General features: G+C 65.7%; 20 protein-coding genes. 10 read left to right on the top strand and 10 right to left on the bottom strand.

Annotation, left to right across the window (positions count from 1 at the left end):
• Positions 1-7 precede the first annotated feature (7 nt).
• The gene (locus tag ACWPW1_RS07035) at positions 8-1,084 is read left to right on the top strand and encodes an LOG family protein (protein WP_454252631.1); all 1,077 of its coding nucleotides are present in this window, start codon (positions 8-10) and stop codon (positions 1,082-1,084) included.
• A 262-nt stretch (positions 1,085-1,346) separates the two neighbouring features.
• Here ACWPW1_RS07035 and recX read toward each other — a convergent pair whose 3' ends face one another.
• The 3 genes from recX to ACWPW1_RS07020 form a co-directional block, all read right to left on the bottom strand.
• Positions 1,347-1,799: a recombination regulator RecX gene (recX, locus tag ACWPW1_RS07030; RefSeq protein ID WP_454252630.1), complete on the bottom strand. Its 453-nt coding sequence runs from the start codon at positions 1,797-1,799 to the stop codon at positions 1,347-1,349.
• Positions 1,800-1,863: 64 nt separating this feature from the next.
• Positions 1,864-2,907: a recombinase RecA gene (gene recA / locus ACWPW1_RS07025; RefSeq protein WP_017639019.1), complete on the bottom strand. Its 1,044-nt coding sequence runs from the start codon at positions 2,905-2,907 to the stop codon at positions 1,864-1,866.
• 86 nt (positions 2,908-2,993) lie between these two features.
• Positions 2,994-3,494 carry a CinA family protein gene (locus ACWPW1_RS07020; protein ID WP_454252629.1) on the bottom strand — a complete coding sequence of 167 codons (501 nt, stop codon included), beginning with the start codon at positions 3,492-3,494 and terminating at the stop codon, positions 2,994-2,996.
• A gap of 164 nt (positions 3,495-3,658) precedes the next feature.
• On the opposite strand from ACWPW1_RS07020, the gene ACWPW1_RS07015 reads away from it, so the two are divergent.
• The 9 genes from ACWPW1_RS07015 to fdxA all read left to right on the top strand — a co-directional run bounded on the left by ACWPW1_RS07015 (position 3,659) and on the right by fdxA (position 14,128).
• Positions 3,659-4,696 carry a LacI family DNA-binding transcriptional regulator gene (locus ACWPW1_RS07015; RefSeq protein WP_454252628.1) on the top strand — a complete coding sequence of 346 codons (1,038 nt, stop codon included), beginning with the start codon at positions 3,659-3,661 and terminating at the stop codon, positions 4,694-4,696.
• A gap of 57 nt (positions 4,697-4,753) precedes the next feature.
• Positions 4,754-5,536: a sugar phosphate isomerase/epimerase family protein gene (locus tag ACWPW1_RS07010; protein WP_454252627.1), complete on the top strand. Its 783-nt coding sequence runs from the start codon at positions 4,754-4,756 to the stop codon at positions 5,534-5,536.
• Positions 5,529-6,458 carry a sugar kinase gene (locus ACWPW1_RS07005; protein WP_454252626.1) on the top strand — a complete coding sequence of 310 codons (930 nt, stop codon included), beginning with the start codon at positions 5,529-5,531 and terminating at the stop codon, positions 6,456-6,458. Before ACWPW1_RS07010 ends, ACWPW1_RS07005 begins: the two co-directional genes overlap by 8 nt.
• 38 nt (positions 6,459-6,496) lie before the next feature.
• Positions 6,497-7,780 carry an MFS transporter gene (locus ACWPW1_RS07000; RefSeq protein WP_454252625.1) on the top strand — a complete coding sequence of 428 codons (1,284 nt, stop codon included), beginning with the start codon at positions 6,497-6,499 and terminating at the stop codon, positions 7,778-7,780.
• Positions 7,781-7,795: 15 nt separating this feature from the next.
• Entirely contained in the window at positions 7,796-8,779 is a 984-nt protein-coding gene (locus ACWPW1_RS06995; RefSeq protein ID WP_454252624.1) for a 2-hydroxyacid dehydrogenase, read from the top strand.
• 53 nt (positions 8,780-8,832) lie between these two features.
• The gene (locus ACWPW1_RS06990; protein WP_059314072.1) at positions 8,833-9,039 is read left to right on the top strand and encodes a hypothetical protein; all 207 of its coding nucleotides are present in this window, start codon (positions 8,833-8,835) and stop codon (positions 9,037-9,039) included.
• Between the two features lie 78 nt (positions 9,040-9,117).
• Positions 9,118-11,067, top strand: a complete 1,950-nt coding sequence (locus tag ACWPW1_RS06985; protein WP_454252623.1) for an ATP-binding protein — start codon at positions 9,118-9,120, stop codon at positions 11,065-11,067.
• Positions 11,068-11,159: 92 nt separating this feature from the next.
• Positions 11,160-13,736 (top strand): DNA mismatch repair protein MutS, encoded by a 2,577-nt coding sequence (mutS, locus tag ACWPW1_RS06980; RefSeq protein ID WP_434776057.1) that lies wholly within the window; start codon positions 11,160-11,162, stop codon positions 13,734-13,736.
• Between the two features lie 68 nt (positions 13,737-13,804).
• Positions 13,805-14,128 (top strand): ferredoxin FdxA, encoded by a 324-nt coding sequence (fdxA, locus tag ACWPW1_RS06975; RefSeq protein WP_059314069.1) that lies wholly within the window; start codon positions 13,805-13,807, stop codon positions 14,126-14,128.
• A gap of 406 nt (positions 14,129-14,534) precedes the next feature.
• Here the strand turns inward: fdxA and rpoS are convergent, their stop codons facing one another.
• The 7 genes from rpoS to fghA all read right to left on the bottom strand — a co-directional run bounded on the left by rpoS (position 14,535) and on the right by fghA (position 20,514).
• Positions 14,535-15,527 (bottom strand): RNA polymerase sigma factor RpoS, encoded by a 993-nt coding sequence (gene rpoS, locus ACWPW1_RS06970; protein ID WP_059314068.1) that lies wholly within the window; start codon positions 15,525-15,527, stop codon positions 14,535-14,537.
• A gap of 110 nt (positions 15,528-15,637) precedes the next feature.
• Positions 15,638-16,474, bottom strand: coding sequence for a peptidoglycan DD-metalloendopeptidase family protein (locus ACWPW1_RS06965; RefSeq protein ID WP_434776056.1), 837 nt, complete (start codon positions 16,472-16,474; stop codon positions 15,638-15,640).
• 170 nt (positions 16,475-16,644) lie between these two features.
• Positions 16,645-17,283: a protein-L-isoaspartate(D-aspartate) O-methyltransferase gene (locus tag ACWPW1_RS06960; RefSeq protein ID WP_434776601.1), complete on the bottom strand. Its 639-nt coding sequence runs from the start codon at positions 17,281-17,283 to the stop codon at positions 16,645-16,647.
• Positions 17,284-17,321: 38 nt separating this feature from the next.
• Positions 17,322-18,077: a 5'/3'-nucleotidase SurE gene (surE, locus tag ACWPW1_RS06955; RefSeq protein ID WP_059314066.1), complete on the bottom strand. Its 756-nt coding sequence runs from the start codon at positions 18,075-18,077 to the stop codon at positions 17,322-17,324.
• Positions 18,065-19,123 carry a tRNA pseudouridine(13) synthase TruD gene (truD, locus tag ACWPW1_RS06950; RefSeq protein ID WP_434776055.1) on the bottom strand — a complete coding sequence of 353 codons (1,059 nt, stop codon included), beginning with the start codon at positions 19,121-19,123 and terminating at the stop codon, positions 18,065-18,067. The genes surE and truD overlap by 13 nt, the downstream gene beginning before the upstream one ends.
• The gene (gene ispF / locus ACWPW1_RS06945) at positions 19,120-19,593 is read right to left on the bottom strand and encodes a 2-C-methyl-D-erythritol 2,4-cyclodiphosphate synthase (protein ID WP_434776054.1); all 474 of its coding nucleotides are present in this window, start codon (positions 19,591-19,593) and stop codon (positions 19,120-19,122) included. The genes truD and ispF overlap by 4 nt, the downstream gene beginning before the upstream one ends.
• A gap of 66 nt (positions 19,594-19,659) precedes the next feature.
• A complete protein-coding gene (fghA, locus tag ACWPW1_RS06940) occupies positions 19,660-20,514 on the bottom strand; it encodes an S-formylglutathione hydrolase (protein WP_434776053.1) in 855 nt (284 codons plus the stop codon).
• Positions 20,515-20,541 lie beyond the last annotated feature (27 nt).

Genomic DNA, 20,541 nt, shown 5'->3' with positions numbered 1-20,541 from the left:
TCGCAGCATGACCGAGGACAGCGACGACAGCTACCTGGCGCGTCACGTGGAGCCCAGCGCCGCCGATCTCGGTCAGCGTATCGACGAACTGCTGGAGCATGCCCTGCCCGGCGGCAGCCCGAATCTGGGCCTGTACCGCGAGATGCTGGTGACGGTGGTGCGCATGGCGCAAACCAACCCGGCACGCTGGGACGCCAAGATCATGCTGCAGACGCTGAAGGAACTGGAGCAGGCCTTCCGCACCCTGGAGCGCTTCCGCCGGCGGCGCAAGGTCACGGTGTTCGGCTCAGCGCGGACCCGGATCGATCACGGCCTCTACGCCCTCGCCCGCGACTTGGGCAGCGCCCTAGCCCGCCGCGACATGATGGTCATCACCGGCGGCGGCGCCGGCATCATGGGTGCGGCCCACGAGGGCGCCGGGCCCGAAGCCAGCCTGGGTTTCAACATCACCCTGCCCTTCGAGCAACGTGCCAATCCAACCATCGAAGGCACGGATCACCTGCTGTCCTTCCACTTCTTCTATGTGCGCAAGCTGTTCTTCCTCAAGGAGGCGGACGCGCTGGTGCTCTGCCCCGGCGGCTTCGGCACCCTGGACGAGACCTTCGAGGTACTCACCCTGATCCAGACCGGCAAGAGCCCGCTGGTGCCGCTGGTGTTGCTGGATACGCCCGACGGCCACTTCTGGGACGACGCCCTGGCCTATCTGGAGCGCAATCTGCTGGAGGAAGGCTACATCCTGCCCGCCGATCTCAAGCTGGTGCGCCTGGTGCGCTCGCCCGAGGCGGCCGCCGCCGAGATCGAGCACTTCTACGGCAACTATCATTCCACGCGCCGACGCGACGGCCATCTCCATATCCGCCTCAAGCACCCCGTGACCCCCGCCTGCCTGCAACGCCTGGCCGCCGACTTCGGTGATCTGTGCCGCACCCCGGGCTTCACCCAGCTGTCGCCGGGTGAAGGCGAGGCCGACGAGGCGGAATTCTCCCACCTGACGCGCCTCACCTTCGACTTCCACGGCCGCCACTACGGCCGCCTGCGTGAACTGGTGGACGAGCTCAATCGGCCGGAGCATTGGGTGGCCTGAGGTGAAAATGTAGGTTGGCGCTGAGCACAGCGAAGCCCAACGAACCCAGGCCTCCGACTGGATGTTGGGCTTCGACGATAAAGCCGTCTCAACCCAACCTACGTCACCCGTCCCGTAGGTTGGCGCTGAGCACAGCGAAGCCCAACGAACCCAGGCCTCCGACTGGATGTTGGGCTTCGACGATAAAGCCGTCTCAACCCAACCTACGTCACCCGTCCCGTAGGTTGGCGCTGAGCACCGCGAAGCCCAACAAAAAGGCCGCCTATCGCCGACTCAACACCCGATTGATCCCATCCATGGCGTAACCACGGTAGGCCAGGAAGCGGCCCTGCTTGGCGCGCTCCTTGGCATCGGCGGGGGGCGTACCAAATTTCCTGCGCCAGACGTCTTCCAGTTGCGCCTGCCAGTCCACGTCCGCCTCACGCAGCGCGGCTTCCACCTGATCCCGTTTCAAGCCGCGTTGCCCTAGCTCTTCACGAATGCGCATAGGGCCATAGCCGGCGCGAGCACGGCTGGCGATATAGCTGTCCAGATAGCGGCTCTCATCGAGCAGACCGTCCTCGGCCAGCCGATCCAGTACCGGACCGAGCAGACTTTCCTCGGCCCCGCGCCGACGCAGCTTGCGCGATAGCTCCTCGCGGCCATGCTCGCGGCGTGCCAGCAGGTCCATGGCCGCGAAGCGGATGGCAGCGGTGGTGTCCAGCGGATTGCCCACGAGTAATCTCTCCTATGCAAAAACCCCCGCACGGGGCGGGGGTCGTTTCAAGCGTGGTGTCTGATCACAGATCGATGTCAGCGTCTTCTTCAGCAGCCACTTCGGCCTTCTGATTGGTCGGCTGGCTCAGCAGCTTCTCGCGGATCGCCTTGTCCACGGCGCCCTTGATCTCGGGATTGTCTTCCAGGAACTTGGCGGCGTTGCCCTTGCCCTGGCCGATCTTGCTGCCCTGGTAGCTGTACCAGGCGCCCGACTTCTCGATCAGACCCAACTGCACACCCAGGTCGATGATCTCGCCGTTCAGGTAGATACCCTTGCCGTAGAGGATCTGGAACTCGGCCTGGCGGAACGGGGGGGCCACCTTATTCTTGACCACCTTGACGCGAGTTTCGCTACCGATCACCTCGTCGCCTTCCTTCACCGCGCCGATCCGGCGGATGTCCAGACGGACCGACGAGTAGAACTTCAGGGCATTACCGCCAGTGGTGGTTTCGGGGTTACCGAACATCACGCCGATCTTCATGCGGATCTGGTTGATGAAGATGACCAGGCAGTTGGCGTTCTTGATGTTGCCGGTGATCTTGCGCAGTGCCTGGGACATCAGACGTGCCTGCAGACCCACGTGCATGTCACCCATCTCGCCTTCGATCTCGGCCTTGGGCACCAGGGCCGCCACCGAGTCGACGATGATCACGTCGACCGCGTTGGAGCGCACCAGCATGTCGGTGATTTCCAGCGCCTGCTCACCGGTGTCCGGCTGGGACACCAGCAGGTCGTCGACGTTGACACCCAGCTTGCCGGCGTAATCCGGATCCAGCGCGTGTTCGGCGTCGACGAAGGCGCAGGTGGCACCCTGCTTCTGAGCCTGAGCGATGACCGACAGAGTCAGCGTGGTCTTACCCGAGGATTCGGGACCGTAGATCTCGACGATCCGGCCCTTGGGCAGACCACCGATGCCAAGGGCGATGTCCAGCCCCAGGGAGCCGGTGGAAATCGCCGGAATGGCCTGACGCTCGTGATCGCCCATGCGCATCACGGTGCCCTTGCCGAATTGCTTTTCAATTTGTCCCAAGGCCGCGGCCAGGGCGCGCTTTTTGTTGTCGTCCATTAGATTCCTCTCGGAGAAAGAAGGGCCAGACGGCCGTGGATACCTGTATAAGTGAACAGTATTAAACCATAGTCGCCTCTCGGTTGCTACACCTGAGGGGCTTTTTCCTCGGCCAATAACGCCAGTAAAACCTGCAGCGCGCGGACCTGGGTCTGCTGACGCACGGCAGCGCGATCGCCGGCAAAGACCTGGCGTTCGGTGCGCAGTCGTTCCCCATCCAACCAGGCCAGCCAGACCGTTCCGACCGGCTTGTCGGGCACCGCGCCACCCGGCCCGGCGATACCGCTCACCGCCACGGCGAAGCGTGCCTCGGCGCGCCGCTGGGCGCCATGGACCATGGCCGTCACCACCTCTTCGCTGACTGCGCCAACTTGTTCGAACAGGACGTCGGGTACGTCCAGCTGCAGGGTCTTCTGCCGGTTGGAATAGGTGACGAAGCCGGCCTCGAACCAGCCGGAGCTTCCAGCGACCCGGGTAATCGCTTCGGCGATGCCGCCACCGGTGCAGGATTCGGCGGTGGTCACCTGGGCGCCGGCCGCCTGCAGGGCTTCGCCCAGTTGCAGAGCCAGACTGTCGAGGGAATCCATCAAGACCTTCCTTTGCGAAAAAGACATAAAAGGTGACCGCAACAAGCGACTGCCTACGGCGACCACTGGTCGGCCTGCACCTTAGACCGGCTTGCCGGCCCGCGTGAGAAAAGATTTACTGAAACCGGTTTCAGGCACCTACAAAATCCTAACAGCGGTACGCCATGAACGATGTCTATCTCCCCGGTCCGCGCGCCACCCGCGCGACCATCGCCGAAGTGGCCAGCGCTGCCGGCGTATCCAAGGCCAGCGTGTCACGCTACATCAGCGGTGATCGTCGCCTGCTTTCAGATTCCCTCGCCGCCCGTATCGAGCAGGCCGTGGTCGCCCTCGATTTCCAGCCCAACCAGATGGCCCGCGGTCTCAAACGCGGACGCAGCCGACTGATCGGCATGCTGGTGGCCGACCTGCTCAACCCCTACTCCACCGCCGTGATGCACGGCGTCGAGACGGCCTGCCGCCAGCAGGGCTATTCGCTGCTGATCTGCAACACCGACCAGGATGCCCGCCAGGAGCGCCAGCAACTGGCCGCACTGCAGTCCTACAGTATCGAAGGCCTGATCGTGAATACCTTCGGCCAGCATGCCGCCGACCTGCAGCACCTGGGCAGCCGTCTGCCGCTGGTGCTGCTGGACCGCGAGCTGCCGGGGGTCGAAGCCGACCTGGTCGGCCTCGACAACCACCAGGCCATCCAGCTGGGGGTAGCGCACCTGCGTGAGCAGGGCTATCGCGACCTGCTGCTGGTGAGCGAGCCCCTGGACGGGACCAGCTCCCGCCTCCAGCGCCTGGGCGCCTTCGACGCGGCCCTGGCCGGGCACCGTGACTGTCGTGGCGGACACTGTGGCGAGGCCGACAACGCCCTGGCGCTGCAAGCCGCCCTAGCCGCCTTCCTCGCCAGCCCCGGCCCCGGCCCCAAGGCCCTGCTCACCGCCAATGGCGTGGCGACCCTGGCGACGACCCTGGCCCTGCAGGCCCTGGGTGAACCCCTGTTCGAACGCCTTGGCCTGCTGGCTCTGGATGATCTGGATTGGTTTCCCCTGGTTGGTGGTGGCATCAGTGCCCTGGCCCAGCCTACCCATGCCCTGGGCGTAGCCGCCTTCGAGCGCCTGCAGCGACGCATCGACGGTGACCGCAGCGCGCCATTCCAGCAGACCTTCGGCGCGGAGTTGCGCGTCCGCCAGTCGACTCGCGCCAGGGCCTGAGGGCACCTTTCGCATTTTTATCCGTCATTTGTTGAAACCGGTTTCAGGAGAATAACAATGCCACCGGAGATCGCCATCACCACCTCGGCCTTTGGCGCCGACGGGGTCCGTACCCAGGGTCAGGCCGCCTGGCTCGACCTGATCGCCGCCGCGGGGGCCAGCCATGTGGAAATCCGCGCCGAGCTGTTCACCGATGCCCCCGATTTCACCGCCCTGGGCGCGGCCATCAAGGCCGCCGGCCTGGGCTGCGTCTACTCCGTTCCCCTGGAGCTCTGGCCCGAAGCCGGAGCGGCCCTGTCGCCGCGCCTGCCCACGTCACTCGCCGAAGCGCGTCAGCTGGGCGCCGATACCCTCAAGGTGTCCCTCGGTCACTATCGCACCGCGGCAGACCTGCAGTCCCTCGCAGAACAGCTGGCGGGCGACGGTCCGCAGTTGCTGGTGGAAAACGACCAGACCGCCCAGGGAGGACGGGTCGAGCCGCTGCGCGCCTTCATCCAGGCCGCCCGGGCCAAGGGCCTGCCGGTCGGGCTGACCTTCGATGTCGGCAACTGGCGCTGGCAGGACGAAGATCCCCTCCAGGCCGCACGGCTGCTCGGCCGGGACGTCCGCTACCTGCACTGCAAGGCGGTGCGCCGACGTGCCGGCGGCCTGCATGCCGTGCCTCCGGAAGCGGCCGATCTGCTGGCCTGGCAGAGCCTGATGGTCCACTTCCCCACCGGCCTGCGGCGCGCCATCGAGTTTCCCCTCATGGGGGCCGACCTGCTGGCCGAGACCCGCCGCCAGGTAGCGGCCCTGCGCACCTTCGATAGCCAGCAGCGGGAGAAGCGCCAGCATGGCTGACTTCGACATCCTCGCCTTTGGCGAAACCATGACCATGTTCGTCGCCGAGACCCCTGGCGAGCTCGCCACGGTCGGCCAGTTCGGCAAACGTATCGCCGGCGCCGACAACAACGTGGCGATCGGCCTGAGCCGCCTGGGCTTCAAGGTCGCCTGGCTGTCGCGGGTCGGTGACGACTCCTTCGGCCGCTTCGTGCGCGCCAGCCTCGAAGCCGAGAGCCTGGACTGCAGCCGCCTGAAGATCGATCCGCAGCATCCCACCGGTTTCCAGCTCAAATCCCGCGTTTCCGATGGCAGCGACCCGGTCGTCGAGTACTTCCGCCGTGGCTCGGCGGCCAGTCACCTCAACATCGAGGAAGATTTCGACCCCAGCCTGCTGCGGGCGCGCCATCTGCACGCCACCGGCATTCCCCCGGCACTGTCGCCCAGCGTCCGCGCTTTCAGCCGCCATCTGCTGGAAGCCATGCGGGGTGCCGGACGCAGCATCTCCTTCGATCCCAATCTGCGGCCTTCGTTATGGGACAGCGAGGCGCAGATGCGCCGCGAACTCAACGAACTCGCAGCCCTGGCCGACTGGGTGCTGCCCGGGCTGGCCGAGGGCCGCCTACTGACCGGCTATGACACCCCGGCGGACATCGCTGCCTTCTACCTCGACCGCGGAGCCAAGGCCGTGGCCATCAAGCTCGGCCCCGAGGGGGGCTACTGGCGCACCCCCGAGGCCGAGGGTGAGGTACCCGGCGTCGCCGTGGCCGAGGTGGTCGACACCGTCGGCGCCGGCGATGGCTTCGCTACCGGATTCGTCAGCGGCCTGCTCGACGGCCTCGACGTCGCTGCCGCCGTCGCCCGGGGCAACTGGATCGGCGCGCGCGCCGTACAGGTCGTCGGCGACATGGAAGGACTGCCCCACCGTCACGAACTACCCTGATCTACACCCCCTACAAGAACAATCAAGCAGGTGACCTCATGAACGCCTCCTCTCTCGCTCCACGCCGCTGGTGGTATCTGATGCCAGTGGTCTTCATCACCTACAGCCTGGCCTACCTCGACCGGGCCAACTACGGTTTCGCCGCCGCCTCGGGCATGGCCGACGACCTAGGCATCACCCCGGCGATGTCCTCCCTGCTCGGCGCCTTGTTCTTTCTCGGCTATTTCTTCTTCCAGGTGCCCGGCGCCATCTATGCCGAAAAGCGCAGCGTCAAGCGGCTGATCTTCTGGAGCCTGATCGCCTGGGGCGGCCTCGCCACCCTAACGGGCATGGTGCCCAACGTCACCCTGCTCATCGCCATCCGTTTCCTGCTCGGCGTCGTCGAAGCGGCGGTGATGCCGGCGATGCTGGTCTATCTCTGCCACTGGTTCACCAAGCGTGAGCGCTCGCGGGCCAATACCTTCCTGATCCTCGGCAACCCGGTGACCATTCTCTGGATGTCGGTGGTCTCGGGCTATCTGATCCATGCCCTGGACTGGCGCTGGATGTTCATCATCGAAGGCCTGCCGGCGGTGATCTGGGCCTTCATCTGGTGGCGCCTGGCCGCCGAGCGTCCCAAGGATGCCAAGTGGCTCGCCGCTGACGAAAAGGCCCGCCTGGAACAGGCGCTGAAGGCCGAGCAGCAGGGCATGAAGCCGGTCAAGAACTACGCCGAAGCCTTCCGCTCGCCCAAGGTCATCCTGCTGTCGCTGCAGTACTTCTGCTGGAGCATCGGCGTCTATGGCTTCGTCATCTGGCTGCCATCGATCCTGCGCCAGGGCGCCCACCTGGACATCGTCCAGGCCGGCTGGCTGTCCTCCCTGCCCTATCTGGCTGCCGTGCTGGCCATGCTCGGGGTGTCCTGGGCCTCGGACCGCATGCAGAATCGCAAGCTGTTCGTCTGGCCGCCGCTGCTGATCGCCGCCCTGGCCTTCCTGGGCTCCTTCGCCCTCGGCACCCAGCACTTCTGGTGGTCCTATGCCCTGCTGGTGGTCGCCGGGGCCTGCATGTACGCCCCCTACGGCCCCTTCTTCGCCATCGTCCCCGAGATCCTGCCGGGCAACGTCGCCGGCGGCGCCATGGCGCTGATCAACAGCATGGGCGCCCTGGGCTCCTTTGCCGGCTCCTATCTGGTGGGCTATCTCAATGGTGTGACCGGGGGCCCCGGGGCCTCCTTCGGCTTCATGGGCGGCGCCCTGCTGGTAGCGGTGGTCCTTACCCTGCTGCTGCGTCAGGAACCAGCCAGCCGCACCGCGGCGCTCAAGCCCGCCACCAGTCACTAGAGGAATACCCTGCCCATGAAAAAGAAGGTGATCCATTACAAGGCCCTGTCGCCCGCCCTGACCGCACGGCTGAGCGAGGCCTTCGACCTGGAGTACATCGACGTCAAGGCACCGGGCGGCGAAGCCCGGCTGCGTGAGCGTCTGCCCGACGCCCAGGGCCTGCTCGGCTCCAGCTTCAAGCTGACCCCCGAGCTGCTGGACCTCGCACCCCGACTGGAGGCCATCGCCAGCGTCTCGGTCGGCTTCGACAGCTATGACCTGCCCTATCTGCAACGCCGCGGCATCCTGCTGTGCAACACGCCGGACGTCCTGACCGAAAGCGTGGCCGACGCCGCCTTCGCCCTGCTGCTCGCCACGGCGCGGCGCATCGTCGAGCTGGCGGACTGGGTACGTGCCGGCCAGTGGCAGGCCAGTCTGGGCGAAGCGCATTTCGGCTGCGACGTCCATGGCAAGACCCTGGGCCTGGTCGGCATGGGCCGCATAGGCCAGGCCATCGCCCGCCGCGCCCACCTGGGCTTCGGCATGCAGGTCAACTACACCGCCCATGCCGCCAAGCCCGAGGTGGACGAGCGCTACGCTGCGCGTTTCCTGCCGCTGCCCGAGCTGCTGGCGAGTTGCGACTTCCTCTGCGTCACCGTGCCCCTGAGCGACGAGACCCATCACCTGCTGGGCGCCGCCGAGCTCGCTCGACTGCCGGCGCACGCCATCCTGATCAATGTCTCGCGCGGCCCGGTGATCGATGAAGCCGCCCTGATCGCCGCCCTGCAGGAAGGCCGACTGCGCGGCGCGGGGCTGGATGTCTTCGACCGCGAGCCGGTGGCGCCGGACTCGCCCCTGCTGCAACTGCCCAATGTGGTGCCGACACCGCACTTGGGCTCGGCGACCCACGAGACCCGCGAAGCCATGGCCCGATGCGCGGTGGACAATCTGCTGGCCGCCCTCACCGGTCAGCGCCCGGCCAACCTGGTCAATCCGGAGGTCTGGCAGGGCCGCGAGTGAGTCTTGGCCGTCATTTGCGGTCAGATGAACATCACCCCCCACGGAGAACGCCCATGACTGCCTTCGACGATCCCCAAGCCTTCGTCAACCGCGTGCGCGAGCAAGCCGCCGATGCCGAGCGCAGCGGCGACATCCCACGCCTGCTACAACTGGTCAACGAGCTGGCCACCGCCTTCGAGCGCCAGGCCCGTAGTACGGCCCAGGACAACGCCGGCGTGGTCCGGGCGGTGGAGGAATTCGAACGGCACGAAGGCACCTGATTTCGCCTTCTGCCCAACAGCCCGGCTGTTCGCCCTTCAGGTACCGTGACGGACCAGCGCCCCGAGGCCTAGCATCCAGTGCCTATCGCGACCCACTCCCTGCTTGGCCGGCTGCTGCAGCTGGTCCCGCGGGACACCCCTGCTCCCTTGCGCTACCTGGGCGCAGCCGTGCTTATTGCCATCGCAGCAGGCATCCGGCTGAGCCTGGGAATTGATAGCCTGCCCTATCTGGTCTTCATTCCCTTCATCATGACGGCCGCCTTCTGGTTCGGCCTAGGCCCCGGCCTCTTCGCCACCCTGCTCTCGGTCCTGCTGGCCGAGACGCTGTTCGTCAAGGCACCCGCCTACTTCGCTCTGTTTGGCGAGCGCTGGGTGTCCCACGCCCTGTTCGTGCTGGTGAACGTCACGATGGCGGTGGTCTGCGTCGCCCAACGCCGCAGTCTGGAATCCCTCTATCGCGTTGCCGGCAACCTCGGTGAAGAGGTCACCTTGCGTACTCGCCAACGCGACCTCATCTGGCAGGCCAGCCCCGACCTGCTCTGCACGGCGACCCTGGAGGGTGAGCTGCTGGATCTCAATCCGGCCTGGACCAACACGCTGGGCTGGAGCGAGGAGCAGCTGCACCAGGAACCCTTCATGGCCTTCGTCCACGCCGAGGACCGCGCGCCTACCGAAGCCGCCCTCGCACGCCTGAAGCTAGGTGAGCCGGTCTTCGGCTTCGAGAATCGCTATCGGCATCGCGAGGGCGGCTATCGCTGGCTGTCATGGAATTCGGTAGTGCAGGATGGCCTCATCTATTCCACGGTGCGCGAGGTCACCGCCATCCGCGAGCAGCAGGAAGCCTTGCGCCAGGCCGAGGAACAGCTGCGCCAAAGTCAGAAGATGGAAGCCGTGGGCCAGCTCACCGGCGGTATCGCCCATGACTTCAACAACCTGCTGACCGGCGTAATCGGCAGCCTCGACATGCTCACTCTGCGGATCAACCAAGGTCGTTTCGCCGATCTCGAACGCTATACCGGTGCAGCCAAGGGCTCCGCCGAGCGCGCCGCGGCCCTCACCCATCGGCTACTGGCCTTTTCGCGGCGCCAGGCATTGGACCCTAGCGCCACCCAGACCAACGATCTGGTGCTGGGCATGGAAGAACTCATACGCCGTTCGGTCGGCACCCAGGTGGAGATCCACATCGAACTCGCCGAGGCGCTCAACCTCATCCTCTGCGACCCCCACCAGCTGGAAAACGCCCTGCTCAATCTCTGCATCAATGCGCGGGATGCCATGCCCGAAGGCGGCACGCTACGCATCGTCACCGCCAATCGCCGCCTGACCGACACCCAGGCAGCCGCCCTGGAACTGCCACCTGGCGACTACGTGACCCTGGCCGTGCTCGACACCGGCTCGGGGATGCCACCCGAGGTCCTGGCCCGCGCCTTCGATCCCTTCTTCACCACCAAGCCGGTCGGCATGGGTACTGGTCTTGGCCTGTCGATGATCTACGGTTTCGCCAAGCAATCCGGGGGCGTTGCCCATATTGCCTCGGCGCCAGGCGTGGGCACCACCGTCACCCTCTACCTGCCGCGCCTGATAGCGGCGCCCGCCCTGCCGGTCGAAACGCCGCCATCGCCGCAGGCGCGCTATCCCGAGGGGATGACGGTCCTGGTGGTGGACGACGAACCCATGGTGCGGATGCTGGTGGACGAAGCCCTGCGCGAACACCAGATCCGCACGCTGGAGGCGAAGGATGGCGCCACTGCCTTGCAGGTGCTGGAATCCGATACGCCCCTGGATCTGCTGATCACCGACGTCGGCCTGCCGGGCGGTCTGAACGGCTGCCAGCTCGCCGCCTTGGCCCGCGAAAGACGGCCAGGGCTGATGACCCTGCTGATCACCGGCTACGCCGAGACCGACCTGCCGGGCGATCCCCTGCCCACCCCAGGCGTCCAGGTGCTGGCCAAGCCTTTCACCCTGGAAAGACTCCTGATCCAGATCGATCTGTTGCTGGCTTCCCGCGAGCAGCCGCCGTCGGCGTGACGGTGCGCCTCTGAGCCGAGCGGGGCCGACAAACGCCGCGAGTTGTTGGACAATACCCGGCTATTCAACGGCAACCGGATCGAAACACCCGCATGAGCGATCTCTCCGCGCACACGCCCATGATGCAGCAGTACCTCAAGATCAAGCATCAACATCCCGAGCAGCTGCTGTTCTATCGCATGGGCGATTTCTACGAGCTGTTCTATGACGACGCCCGGCGTGCCGCCAAGTTGCTCGACATCACCCTGACCGCGCGCGGCGCCTCGGCCGGCAAATCCATCCCCATGGCCGGCATTCCCTTCCACTCCGCCGAAGGCTACCTGGCCAAGCTGGTCAAGCTCGGCGAATCGGTGGTGATCTGCGAGCAGATCGGCGATCCGGCCACCAGCAAGGGGCCGGTGGAGCGTCAGGTGGTACGCATCATCACCCCGGGCACCGTCAGCGACGAGGCCCTGCTCGACGAGCGCCGCGACAACCTGCTGACCGCCGTGCTGGGCGATGAGCGTCTGTTCGGCCTGGCCGTGCTCGACATCGCCAGTGGCCGCTTCACTGTGCAGGAACTGGCCGGCTGGGAGACTCTGCTGGCGGAGCTGGATCGCCTCAACCCCGCGGAACTGCTGATTCCCGACGACTGGCCTGCCGGCCTGCCCGCCGAGAAGCGGCGTGGCGTACGCCGCCGGGCGCCCTGGGACTTCGATTGCGACTCGGCGCTCAAGAGCCTCTGCCAGCAATTCGGTACCGGCGACCTCAAGGGCTTCGGCTGCGACAAGCTGGGCCTGGCCATCGGCGCCGCTGGCTGCCTGCTGGCCTATGCCAAGGAAACCCAGCGTACCGCCCTGCCCCACCTGCGCAGCCTCAGGCACGAGCGCCTGGACGACACCGTCATCCTCGACGGCGCCAGTCGCCGCAACCTGGAGCTGGACGTCAACCTGGCCGGTGGCCGCGACAACACCCTGCAATCGGTGGTGGATCGTTGCCAGACCGCCATGGGCAGTCGCCTGCTGACCCGCTGGTTGAATCGTCCCCTGCGCAATCGCGCGGTGATCGAAGCCCGCCAGGACGCCATCACCTGCCTGCTGGAAGGCTATCGCTTCGAAACGCTGCAGCCGCAGCTCAAGGACATCGGCGACCTGGAGCGCATCCTCGCCCGCATCGGCCTGCGCAACGCCCGCCCGCGCGACCTCGCCCGCCTGCGCGATGCCCTGGCCGCGCTGCCGACGCTGCAGGAAGGGCTGACGCAGATGATCGCGCCGCACCTGCTCGACCTCGCGCGCAGCATCCAGACCTATCCGGAACTCGCCGCCACCCTGGCCCGCGCCATCATCGACAACCCGCCTGCGGTGATCCGCGATGGCGGCGTCATCAAGCGTGGCTACGATAGTGAGCTGGACGAACTGCAGACCCTGAGCGAGAACGCCGGCCAGTTCCTCATGGACCTGGAGGCCCGCGAAAAGGCCCGCACCGGCCTGCAAGGCCTCAAGGTCGGCTACAACCGCGTCCATGGCTACTTCATCGAGATTCCCAGCCGGCAGGCCGAATCGGCGCCGGCCGACTACATCCGTCGCCAGACCCTCAAGGGCGCCGAGCGCTTCATCACTCCCGAACTCAAGGCCTTCGAAGACAAGGCCCTGTCAGCCCAGAGTCGCGCCCTGGCGCGGGAAAAGGCCCTTTACGAGACGCTGCTGGACGAGCTCATCGGCCACCTGGCGCCCCTGCAGGACAGCGCCGCGGCCCTGGCCGAGCTGGACGTCCTGGCCAACTTCGCCGAGCGCGCCCTCAACCTGGACCTGAACAAGCCGCGCTTCGTCGAGGAGCCCTGCCTGAAGATCGGCCAGGGTCGCCACCCGGTGGTGGAACAGGTGCTGGAAACGCCCTTCGTCGCCAACGACGTCACCCTCGACAACGACACCCGCATGCTGGTGATCACCGGCCCGAACATGGGCGGTAAGTCCACCTACATGCGTCAGACGGCGCTGATCGTGCTGCTGGCCCATGTCGGCAGCTTCGTCCCGGCGGCCAGCTGCGAGCTGTCCCTGGTCGACCGCATCTTCACCCGTATCGGCTCCAGCGACGACCTGGCCGGCGGTCGCTCCACCTTCATGGTGGAGATGAGCGAGACCGCCAACATCCTGCACAACGCCAGCGAACACAGCCTGGTGCTGATGGACGAGGTAGGACGCGGCACCAGCACCTTCGATGGCCTGTCCCTCGCCTGGGCTGCCGCCGAGCAGCTGGCACGGCTGCGTGCCTGGACGCTGTTCGCCACCCACTATTTCGAGCTGACCGTGCTGCCGGAAGGCCAGCCGAGCGTAGCCAACGTGCATCTCAACGCCACCGAGCACAACGACCGCATCGTCTTCCTGCACCATGTGCTGCCCGGTCCGGCCAGCCAGAGCTACGGCCTGGCCGTGGCGCAACTGGCGGGCGTTCCGGAGGACGTCATCCTGCGGGCGCGCGAACACCTCGCTCGCCTGGAAGCGGCCAGTTTCAATGGAGAGGTGGGTACGCCGCTGCCGGTGAGCGCGCCGGCCAAGGGCCGCCCGCTGCAGGCCGATCTGTTCGCCAGCGCCATCCATCCTCTCATCGAGGAACTGGAACGCCTGCAGCCGGACGACATCACACCCAGACGGGCCCTGGAGCTTATCTACGAATGGAAAAAGCGTATCTGAGTTAACGGATACGAGGGTTCCGGCAATGCTGCTAGAATCCGCCGCCTTAGCCTGAGGAGAACGAGCAGATGACCTTCGTCGTCACTGACAACTGCATCAAATGCAAATATACCGACTGCGTGGAAGTCTGCCCGGTGGACTGCTTCTACGAAGGCCCCAACTTCCTGGTGATCCACCCGGACGAGTGCATCGACTGCGCCCTGTGCGAACCCGAGTGCCCGGCCCAGGCGATCTTCTCGGAAGACGAGGTTCCGGCCGGTCAGGAAGCCTTCATCGAACTCAACAGTGAGTTGGCCAATATCTGGCCGAACATCACGGAGAAGAAGGAAGCCCTGCCCGACGCCGCGGAGTGGGATGGCAAGACCGGCAAGCTCGCCCAGCTGGAACGCTAGATCCTGCGGAAAAAGCCCCGGCAATAAAAAAGGGGGCGGATCGCTCCGCCCCCTTCGTCCCTGTCCCTGAATTCCTGTCACCGTCCTGGTGAACCTCATCCTGAGGTGTTCCCGATTCGCTTCCTGCCAATCCGTGTCGTCCCAGACACAGCGCCGATAGTACGCCTCTCCCGAACGCTGGCAATCTGCCACAATGTGACCTTCCAAACCGCTTCGCTGCCGCGCTGGTAACGAAAAATCGTTATGCAGTAAGCACTTGAAAATCGATCGTTGGTCCAAGCGATGCTTTCCGGCAGGCCCAAGCGACTCAGGCTTACGTGTGCTGTAAGCCACGACTTACAGCAGCGCACAGAAAAAAGCCCGGAATAATCCGGGCTCCGTTTGGCTGACATTCAGCTAGGGATAATCAGAACAACGAATCACTCGACAGGCCGTTGCGCTCGAAAATTTCCCGCAGCCGCTTGAGGGCCTCGACCTGGATCTGCCGAACCCGCTCGCGGGTAAGGCCGATTTCCTGCCCGACCTCTTCCAGGGTGCAGGCCTCGTGGCCACGCAGGCCAAAACGACGCACGACCACCTCGCGCTGCTTCTCCGGCAGCTCCAGCAGCCACTGGTCGATGCTCTGGTTGAGGTCTGAGTCCTGCAGCAACTCGCAAGGGTCGGTGGGACGATCATCGGTCAGGGTATCGAGCAGAGTCTTGTCAGAATCCGGCCCCAGCACCATGTCCACCGAGCTGATCCGCTCGTTCAGGCCCATTACCCGCTTGACGTCCGCCACCGGTTTTTCCAGCAACGCCGCGATTTCCTCGGGCGAAGGCTCGTGGTCGAGCTTCTGGGTCAGTTCCCGTGCTGCACGCAGGTGCAGGTTGAGCTCCTTGACCACATGGATCGGCAGGCGAATGGTACGGGTTTGATTCATGATCGCCCGTTCGATGGTCTGCCGGATCCACCAGGTGGCATAGGTGGAGAAGCGGAAGCCCCGCTCGGGGTCGAATTTCTCCACGGCGCGAATCAGACCCAGGTTGCCCTCCTCGATCAGATCGAGCAGCGACAGCCCACGGTTGATATAGCGCCGCGCGATCTTCACCACCAGGCGCAGGTTGCTTTCGATCATGCGCTTGCGACCGGCGGGATCACCGCGTTGCGCGAGCCGCGCGAAATGCACCTCTTCCGCTGGTGAGAGCAGTGGCGAGAAGCCGATTTCATTGAGATAGAGCTGCGTGGCGTCGAGCGCTCGGCCATAGTCGGCCAGCTTCGCCCCACGCAAGACCTGATTACCGCGCCCGGAGAGCGCCTTGGTCATGGCGGAATCGGCAGATTCCTCATCGAAGGGATTGGAATCGAGAAGCAGGACATCATCTCCGAGATCGTACTCGGTTTCTTGTTTGTTCTGGATCATCTTGAGTAACCCTTGCTCGTCTGTGCTTCGAGCCCGGGCGTATCGATACGTTGCCGATGCGCCATGACTCGCCCCCAAAGAGCTGCGGGAACGAGTCGGCACCTAGCGAATCAGCGATTGGGCAGGAATTGCAAAGGATCCACCGGTTTGCCCTGACGGCGAATCTCGAAATGGAGCTTGACCCGGTCGGTCCCGGTCGACCCCATTTCGGCAATGGTCTGTCCTATCTTGACACGCTCACCTTCCCGAACCAGCAACCTACGATTGTGACCGTAGGCACTGACGTAGGTTTCGCTGTGTTTGACGATAACCAGTTCACCATAACCGCGTAAACCATTTCCCGCATAGACAACGGTACCGTCGGCGGCGGCCATGACGGGCTGGCCTTCCTGTCCGGCGATGTCTATTCCCTTGTTTAGACTGCTGCTGGCGGAGAAACGACTGATGAGGGTGCCTTTCGTCGGCCAAGCCCAACCGGACGCGGATTGCGGGACGTCGCGGGTAGGTGTCTGGGCCGGGGTGACCGGCGTCGGGGGCGGTGCAGCAGGCAGATTGGGCGTCACCACCGGGGTAGCGGCAGTGGGATTGGAGGTCACCGGCGGCGGAATGGGCACCGGGGTCGCGACGGGAGTGCCTGGCGCCGGATTGGAGGCTGCCGGGGCGGATCGGCGGATGATGCGACTGGAACTGCTGGCGCTGGATCCGTTACCGAAGCGGATCACCTGACCGACATGGATGACAAAGGGCGCATTGATCCCGTTCTGGGCGGCCAGGGCCCGCCATTCCCAGCCGTTGCGCGAGGCAATGGAAAACAGGGTGTCGCCGCGCTTGACGCGATACTGCCCGGAGGTGATCTTGGGAACGCTGCCACGGCCATCGCCGCGGTCGATCACCGGCGCGCGTGAACCGTTGCTCGAGCAGCCCGTCAGCAGCAGGGCGACGAGCACCGCCGCCAGCCAGCCTGACCGCCCTCGTCTTGGAAATCCTTGCGCTCGGGCCTTCACCCGTTCCTCCCGCAGAGTCTGATCATCTAGCGTCCGGCCATCCCGCCGGCCTCAAGCGGCCGCAGCCGTCAAGCTGCCTTGGAGCGCGGTACCGGGGTAACGTTCCCTGTCGCTCACTGGGCCAGGGGTCCGTTGAGCAGGGGTACGAAGCGTACGGCATTGAGTTCGTGGCGTACGAAGCCTTCGTCTTCGCGCACGATCAGCAAGAGCTTCTGCTCCTCATCGGCGCCGACCGGGATCACCAGGCGGCCGCCGGGTGCCAGCTGGTCGAGCAGTGCCTGGGGGATCTCCCGCGCGGCCGCCGTGACGATGATGCCGTTGTAGGGCGCCAGCGCCGGCCAGCCTTCCCAGCCATCGCCCCAGCGGAACAACACGTTGCGCAGGTTGAGTTCGAGCAGGCGTTCCTTGGCCCGGTCCTGCAGCGACTGGATACGCTCGACGGAAAATACCCGCTCCACGGTCTGCGCCAGGATGGCGGTCTGGTAGCCGGAACCGGTGCCGATCTCCATGACCTTGTCCAGGGGGCCGCCGGCGAGCAGGAGCTCGGTCATGCGCGCCACCATGAAGGGCTGGGAAATGGTCTGGTTATGGCCGATGGGCAGTGCCGTGTCCTCGTAGGCCCGATGAGCCAGGGCCTCATCGACGAACAGGTGACGCGGCGTGCGGCGAATCACCTCCAGCACCTGGGCGTTGGACAGCCCCTCTTCGTAGAGGCGCTGGATGAGCCGCTCCCGGGTGCGCTGGGACGTCATGCCGATGCCGTGTCTTTGCATATGCTCTTGCCCCTGAGTCATGCCAGCAGCTCCGTCAGTGCCGACAGGCCGGCGAAGCCCTCGCGGAAGGTGCGATCGAACTGTAGCGGCGTCACCGACACATAGCCTTCCAGTACCGCATGGAAGTCGGTTCCCGGCCCGCCATCCACCGCATCGCCCGACACCGAGATCCAGTAGCCAGCCTTGCCGCGCGGATTGATCTCGCGCACCGGCGGCTTGGCCTGGGCTCTGTGACCCAGTCGGGTCAGCTGCAGGCCCTTGATCTGCTCCAGCGGCAGATCCGGGATATTGACGTTGAGCACGGTGCGCGGTGGCAGGTCGAAGCTTTCGTGCAGGGCGACGATACGGGCAGCGATCTCCGCCGCCACCGCCATGTTATCGGGGCTGCGTGAAACCAGCGAAAACGCCAGGGCCGGGCGAGCGAGAAAACGCCCTTCCATGGCCGCGGCCACGGTGCCGGAATAGAGGACGTCGTCGCCCAGGTTCGCGCCGAGATTGATACCGGCCACCACCATGTCGGGCGTTTCCTCCAGCAGGCCATTGAGGCCGAGGTGGACGCAATCGGTAGGCGTGCCGTTGACGCCCAGGTAGCCATTGGGCAGGCGCTGCGGATGCAGGGGGCGGTCCAGCGTCAGGGCACTGCTCACACCGCTCATGTCATAGAGCGGCGCGACCACCTGGCACTCGTAGTCCGCACGGGCGGCGAGCGCGGCATGCAGCGCGGCGATACCGGGGGCCAGCACCCCATCGTCGTTGGCGATCAGAAGTCGCATGGATGTTCCGTCTGCCCTGCCTCGCCAAGCGTTACCAGCTCGCGAACCACTGCGGTGGCAAAACAGCCGGCCGGCAGGACGAATTCGAGTTGCAGAATGTCAGGAGCGGGATAATGCCACGTCAGGCCGCCGATGGGGAGGCGCAGGATGCGCCGTTCATGCGAGAGGCCGGCACCGGCCAGCCAGGCGGGCAGCTCTCCGGCGGCCTTCGCCACCTCCTGTTCCAGGGCGGCGGCAGGGCCCTGCACGGGCGATTCGCCGGCGCCCCAGAGCGGGCCGGTAGGGTGCAGATCGAGCGCTGCCAGGCGCGGATCCGTCAGATCGGCGGCGGTCGCCGGGAAGTGGCTGCGGCTGTCGGTAAAGGCCAGCAGATCCCCCTCCTGCGCCCGATTCCAGGAGCCATCCGCGACACGCCCGGCCAGCACCTGATTGAACAGCCAGCTGCGCGCGGCGGACAGGGTGCGCGAACGCCGGTTGCGCTGCTCGGGCAGGCGCTGTTCACGGGCGCATTGCTGGGCGTCGGCCAGATTGCCGCCCTCATAGCCAAAACGTTGCGGACCGAAATAGTTGGGCACGCCCTCGGCGGCAATGGCTTGCAGCCGAGCCTCCAGCGCCGCGGGATCGGCCTTGAGCCCGGTCAGGCGCAGGCGGAAGCCATTGGCGGCATGGGCGCCGCGTTGCAGCTTGCGCCGGTGCCTACCCTGCTGGAGGATCACCAGCGTCTCGTCGCAGGCGGCCGCAAGATCCGGATCGGCCTTGCCGGGCAGGTGCAGGCTGAACCACTGGCGGGTCAGCGCCTGGCGATCCTTGAGACCGGCGTAGCTGATCGCCCGCTGCGGCACGCCGGCCGCCCGCGCCAGGCGGCGCACCGCCTCCTCGGTATTGAGGCCACGCTTCTCGACCCACAGCCAGAGGTGCTCGCCATCACCGCTCAGCGGGATGTCCAGTACCTCGTCCACCTGGAAGTCCTCGGCGCTGGCCTTGAGAATCGCCTGGCCACAGGGCTCGCCATGGGCGCACGGCCCGAGCAGCTGATCTTCGGTCATAGCGGCAGCAACAGGGCCACGGCGTGTACGGCGATGCCCTCTTCGCGTCCGACGAAACCCAGGCGCTCGGTGGTGGTGGCCTTGACGTTGACCTGGTCCAGCTCGACCTGCAGATCCTCGGCGATGGCCTGGCGCATGGCCTCGATGTGCGGCGCCATCTTCGGCGCCTGGGCCGCGATGGTGCCGTCGACGTTGCCGACCTTCCAGCCCTGCTCGCGCACCAGGCCAACTACATGGCGCAGAAGCACCCGGCTGTCGGCGCCCTTGAAGCGCGGATCGGTATCGGGGAAATGCTTGCCGATGTCGCCCAGGGCCGCGGCGCCCAACAGGGCGTCGGCCAGGGCATGCAACAGCACGTCGCCATCGGAGTGGGCGACCAGGCCATGGTGGTGGGGAATACGAATGCCACCAAGGGTAATGAAGTCGCCCTCGCCGAAGGCGTGAACGTCGAAACCGTGACCTATGCGCATGAAGAAAGACGCCCTGGAAAATGACAGGGCGTCGATTCTACCGGCTGGGAACAGCTCCCGTCGCCCTCAGGGGGTCGACAGGGCCGCCGCATGATGCCGCAGATGGTCGTCGATGAAGCTGGCGACGAAGAAATAGCTGTGGTCGTAGCCCGGCTGCAGGCGCAGTTCGAGGGGATGGCCGACGGCACCCGCCGCCCGTTGCAGGGCCTGGGGCTTGAGCTGTTCGGCAAGGAAGCTGTCCTGCTCACCCTGGTCGACCAGCAACGGCAGACGCTCCTCGGCCTTTTCTAGTAGCGCACAGGCGTCCCACTCCGCCCAGGTGCTGCGATCCTCGCCCAGATAGTTGGAGAAGGCCTTGTGGCCCCAGGGGCAATCCAGCGGATTGACGATGGGCGAGAAGGCCGACACCGAGCGATAGCGGCCCGGATGACGCAGGGCGCAGATCAGGGCGCCATGGCCGCCCATGGAATGCCCGCTGACGCCACGGCGATCCGAGACCGGGAAGTTGGCCTCGATCAGCGCCGGCAGTTCCTCGACCACGTAGTCGTGCATGCGGTAGTGCCTGGCCCAGGGCTGCTGGGTGGCGTTGATGTAGAAACCGGCACCCAGGCCGAAGTCCCAGGCCTTGTCGGGGTCGTCCGGCACGCCCTCGCCACGCGGACTGGTGTCCGGCGCCACCAGCACCAGACCCAGTTCGGCCGCCAGGCGCTGGGCACCGGCCTTCTGCATGAAATTTTCGTCGGTACAGGTCAGGCCCGACAGCCAGTAGAGTACCGGCAGATCGCTACGAGCTTCCGCCTGGGGCGGCAGATAGACGGCGAAGGTCATGTCGCAGTCGAGACTGCGGGCACGGTGGCGATAGCGTTTGTGCCAACCGCCGAAACTCTTGTTGCTGGAGAGCAGTTCGAGACTCATGGTCATCTCCCTCGGAAAGAAGGCGCCCGTGGG

The organism is Pseudomonas sp. Marseille-Q7302 (assembly GCF_965111925.1).
The sequence above is the reverse complement of the archived record's forward strand: the minus strand, read 5'-3'. Positions and strand labels throughout refer to the sequence as shown.

Excerpts from the sequence above, each read along its gene's own strand:
- ACWPW1_RS07035 (WP_454252631.1), top strand. The coding sequence starts at position 8 with ATGACCGAGGACAGCGACGACAGCTACCTGGCGCGTCACGTGGAGCCC.
- recA (WP_017639019.1), bottom strand. The coding sequence starts at position 2,907 with ATGGACGACAACAAAAAGCGCGCCCTGGCCGCGGCCTTGGGACAAATT.
- ACWPW1_RS07020 (WP_454252629.1), bottom strand. The coding sequence starts at position 3,494 with ATGGATTCCCTCGACAGTCTGGCTCTGCAACTGGGCGAAGCCCTGCAG.
- ACWPW1_RS07015 (WP_454252628.1), top strand. The coding sequence starts at position 3,659 with ATGAACGATGTCTATCTCCCCGGTCCGCGCGCCACCCGCGCGACCATC.
- ACWPW1_RS07010 (WP_454252627.1), top strand. The coding sequence starts at position 4,754 with ATGCCACCGGAGATCGCCATCACCACCTCGGCCTTTGGCGCCGACGGG.
- ACWPW1_RS07005 (WP_454252626.1), top strand. The coding sequence starts at position 5,529 with ATGGCTGACTTCGACATCCTCGCCTTTGGCGAAACCATGACCATGTTC.
- ACWPW1_RS07000 (WP_454252625.1), top strand. The coding sequence starts at position 6,497 with ATGAACGCCTCCTCTCTCGCTCCACGCCGCTGGTGGTATCTGATGCCA.
- ACWPW1_RS06995 (WP_454252624.1), top strand. The coding sequence starts at position 7,796 with ATGAAAAAGAAGGTGATCCATTACAAGGCCCTGTCGCCCGCCCTGACC.
- ACWPW1_RS06990 (WP_059314072.1), top strand. The coding sequence starts at position 8,833 with ATGACTGCCTTCGACGATCCCCAAGCCTTCGTCAACCGCGTGCGCGAG.
- mutS (WP_434776057.1), top strand. The coding sequence starts at position 11,160 with ATGAGCGATCTCTCCGCGCACACGCCCATGATGCAGCAGTACCTCAAG.
- fdxA (WP_059314069.1), top strand. The coding sequence starts at position 13,805 with ATGACCTTCGTCGTCACTGACAACTGCATCAAATGCAAATATACCGAC.
- rpoS (WP_059314068.1), bottom strand. The coding sequence starts at position 15,527 with ATGATCCAGAACAAACAAGAAACCGAGTACGATCTCGGAGATGATGTC.
- ACWPW1_RS06960 (WP_434776601.1), bottom strand. The coding sequence starts at position 17,283 with ATGACGTCCCAGCGCACCCGGGAGCGGCTCATCCAGCGCCTCTACGAA.
- surE (WP_059314066.1), bottom strand. The coding sequence starts at position 18,077 with ATGCGACTTCTGATCGCCAACGACGATGGGGTGCTGGCCCCCGGTATC.
- truD (WP_434776055.1), bottom strand. The coding sequence starts at position 19,123 with ATGACCGAAGATCAGCTGCTCGGGCCGTGCGCCCATGGCGAGCCCTGT.
- ispF (WP_434776054.1), bottom strand. The coding sequence starts at position 19,593 with ATGCGCATAGGTCACGGTTTCGACGTTCACGCCTTCGGCGAGGGCGAC.
- fghA (WP_434776053.1), bottom strand. The coding sequence starts at position 20,514 with ATGACCATGAGTCTCGAACTGCTCTCCAGCAACAAGAGTTTCGGCGGT.